We start from the raw sequence: 3,629 nt of genomic DNA, 5'->3' as shown, positions 1-3,629 counted from the left end.
CGGCGGCGTGCCGCTGCCGAGGGAGCCGCCGATCTTGTAGAAGCCGGTGGCAGCACCCACGCGGTAGACGCTGGTGTTGGCGTTGGGCAGGGCGGACCAGCTGCCGGCAGCCGGGTCGAAGGCGAAGCCCTGGTTGGTGATGGCGGAGCTGTCGTTGACGACACCGCTGGAGATCACCAGCTTGCCGCTGCCCACGCCGTACGCCGAGCCCCACAGGTCGGCGGGCATGTCGGCGATGGGCGACCAGCTGTCGGCGCCCGGATCGTAGACGTAGGCGTGCTTGGTCGAGCTGCTGCCGCCGTTGCCACCGGCGCAGTAGAGCTTGCCGCCGATACCGCCACAGGACTGCCAGGCGATCGGCTCCGGGTAGGAAGCGATCTGGGACCAGCTGTCGGACGACGGGTCGTAGACCGTGACGTCCGTGGTGCCGCAGGTGCTGGTGCAGCCGCCGACGACATACAGCTTGCCGCCGAGCACCGCGCTGCCCGAACCAGCGTACGGCTTGGGCGAGGACGCCTTGGTGGACCAGCTGTTCGACGCCGGGTCGTAGACCTCCAGCTTGGCGTCGGGGGCACCGCTGGCACCCCAGCCGCCGACCACGTACAGCTTGCCGCCGATGAAGCCGTGGGCCGGATTGCCCTCACGGGTGTCGGCCGCGGAGGCCAGCTTGGTCCAAGTGCCGGCGCCGGGGTCGAGGGCGTACAGCGCGTTGCTGTCCGCGCTGCCGGTGTAGCCGAAGCCGGAGTAGACCTTGCCGTCGTAGACGGCACCGATGTTGTCCTGCACCGCGCCCGGCAGGTTGGCCACCGGCTGCCAGGCGTCACCCGCCGCGTTGGCGGCCGGAGCCGCATCCGCGGTCTTGCCCTTGCTGAGGGCCAGCGGGGAGTAGTCACCCTCCACCAGGTTGAGCGGCGCGCCGCCGTTGACCTGCTGGGTGAAACCGCCCGGCTGCTCGCCCAGGGTGAGGCTGGCAGGTGCCCCGCCAGTGTTCTTCACCGTCAGGTCCTGGGTAGCCTTCGCACCCCAGCCGACCGTCTTGTCGACCGAGTTGGAGGTGAACGCCAGCTTGCCGGCCTTCAGGCCGAAGTCCGCCTTGTTGGTGGTGTCCGCCGCCACGTCCACCGTCTTGTCCACGTCGCCGTAGTGCGACTTGGAGGCGGTGAACTTGTGGCTGCCGGTCTTGGACGTGAACATCCAGTAGAAGCTGCCGCCGAGCGCCGGGTCGTCCGGGGTGGCCGTGGTGGTGGCCTTGTCCTGCGGGGAGTCGGTGTTGACGACAGTGGCGCCGACGACGCCGTCGCCGGTGTTGGCGTCCTTCACCGTACCGGCCACCAGACCACCGTTGACGGGCTCGTAGGTCCGCTTGCCCACGAACACGTTGTCGAGCTCCCACCAGTAGCCGTAGCTACCTGTGAAGTGGAACCGCAGCTGCACGCCGGGCTTCCCGGCGTAGTCGGTCAGCGGAACCTCGACGTGGGCCGGGCCGGTCAGGGTGGTGGTGCGGTTCCAGACGTTGGTCCAGGTCGCACCGCCGTCGGTGGTGACGTCGATGTTGCCGGTCTGGTTGCTGTAGCTCTTGTAGTCGGTGTCGAACTCCAGCTGCGGGCTGTTGTTACCGGTCAGGTCGAAGACCGGGGTGATCAGCGAGCTGTCCTGCTTCTTGCTTGCGCCGATCTTGTCACTGTCGACCATGGCGAAGGCGCCGGAGCCGCCGGTCTTGTTGCCCCGGTTACCGATGTCGGTGAAGGACCAGCCGCCGGTGGTGCCGGCGGCATTGACGATGGTCCAGCCCGCGGGGGCGTCGGTGGTGGAGTCGAAGGGCTCGGTCGAGCCGGACCGCTTGACCTCGTAACCGGGCGCCTTGGCCTCCTGGGCGTCCGCCGGGACCGCGACGTTCACGGTCTGCGCCGCGTTGTCCACGGTCACCTGCTTGGTGACGGCCTTGTAGCCGGGGTACACGGACGTGAAGTTCAGGGTGTAGTCGTTGCCCTCAGGAAGGTCGACGCTGTACTCGCCGGTGAACGGGTCGGTGAAGACCGGGGCGCCAGGCACGTCGTTAATGGTGATCTTCGTGTAGAGCGGCCAGCCGTGGCCGGAGCCATCGGTCACCTTACCGGTGACGGTCTGGTGGGGCACCGCGTCCAGCGCGAAGTTGGTCGTGACGGTACCGTCCGCGTCGACGACGACGCCGCGGACCTTCTTGGCCTTGTACCCGTAGCCGTACGCCGCCATGTCATAGGTGCCGGGCGGGATCGTCAGGGTGTAGTGACCCTGGGCGTCGGTGGTCGCCCGGTAGTCACCGGCCACGACGGAGGCGCCGGCGAGCGCCTTACCGGAGCTGTCGGTGACGGCGCCGGTAACCTCGCCGTGCGAGCCGATGGCCGCGGTTGCGGCGGTGCCCTGAGTGACTGCCGTGGCGCTGGTCGCCTGGGCGACGGGGAAACCCAGGACGGCGATGGCCGTCGCGGTCAACGCAGCCAACCGTGCGGAGTTCTTCCGCGCGGCCGGTCTGGAATACCTAGAAGTGCGCAATGTGTGACTCCCATGCTGCTGAGCTGGGGTCGACCCGTGCGCTGGTTCTCGGTCGACAGTGGATGGATTCATCCACCGAGATAACTAATGCATCATGGGCATGTCCTCGACAAGAGGGCCGTGCGTGGCAAATGCATGACATGAACCCGCCAAAGCGACGCGGAACCACCACAACCTGGTAGGCCGTACCCACAAGCGGCGGAGACCATTCACGCTCTCCTGGTGCAAGAAGTGCCGTCGTGGTCAGCGCGCGGCGGCGCTACCGCGGCCGGGTCTGGGTGACGCGCCACAGACGGCGGGGAAGTCCGCCCTCCACGAAGGCGTGGACCTCGTTCGATTCCCAGCCGTCGGCGAGGGCGTCGACGAGATCCCGGGCGAAGAAGTGCACCGCGAAGCCACCGTTCTCCCAGATGCCGTCGCCGTGCCCGGTTCCGGCGCCGAAGTGGGCGTCGCCGGTGTGCCGCACGGTGTAGACGAACATGCCACCGGGTCGCAGGACCCGGCGCACCTCGTCGACCAGTGCGTGGATCTCCTCGGTGGACAGGGCCATGCAGAGCAGCATGTGGGCGAAGACCGCGTCCACGGAGGCGTCGGGCAGCGGCAGCGGCTCCCGCACGTCATGCACCGTGGTAGTCACCCGTCCCCGGATCCCCTGGGCGCGGGCGGCGCCCCGCAACTGCGCCAGGCCGATCGGGCTGAAGTCGACGGCCCGGACGGCGAAGCCCTCGCGCGCGAAGTACAGGGCGTCGCGGCCATGCCCGGCGCCCAGGTCCAGGACATCCGCGGCCCCGGCCGAGCGGAACACCTGTGCGGCGTGGACGGCCGGGTCGGAGGGAGCGTCACCGTACATGCCGGGATGGGCGGCGTAGGTGTCCTGCCAGTGGCGCCGCTGCCCCTCGGCCAGCTTCCCGTCGTCTTCGGCCATGATCACTTCGCTCCCATCGAGCTCTGTGATCAGCATAGGGTCCGGGATGCCGCCCCCGCCGTCCGCTCTTCCTCCGGCGTGGTCGGCCGCGAGCCTGTCCCGGGTTCGCTGCCAGTCGGCCAGTTCGCGCTCATATGCCTGCTGAGCACGCCGGAGCGCTTCCCGGCGACGG

General features: G+C 68.9%; 2 protein-coding genes. Both read right to left on the bottom strand.

The window, feature by feature from the left end; all coding sequences use genetic code 11:
• The coding region (locus AB0915_RS38610) for a carboxypeptidase regulatory-like domain-containing protein (RefSeq protein ID WP_366696007.1) at positions 1–2,472 on the bottom strand (2,472 nt) is incomplete at its 3' end.
• A 319-nt stretch (positions 2,473–2,791) separates the two neighbouring features.
• Positions 2,792–3,629, bottom strand: an 838-nt coding sequence (locus tag AB0915_RS38605) for a class I SAM-dependent methyltransferase (RefSeq protein ID WP_366696005.1), incomplete at its 5' end; no start/stop codon positions are given.

Origin of the sequence: Streptomyces sp. NPDC048411 (assembly GCF_040704695.1) — a bacterium.
Lineage (GTDB): Bacteria > Actinomycetota > Actinomycetes > Streptomycetales > Streptomycetaceae > Streptomyces.
This window is presented reverse-complemented; position numbering and strand designations above follow the sequence as displayed.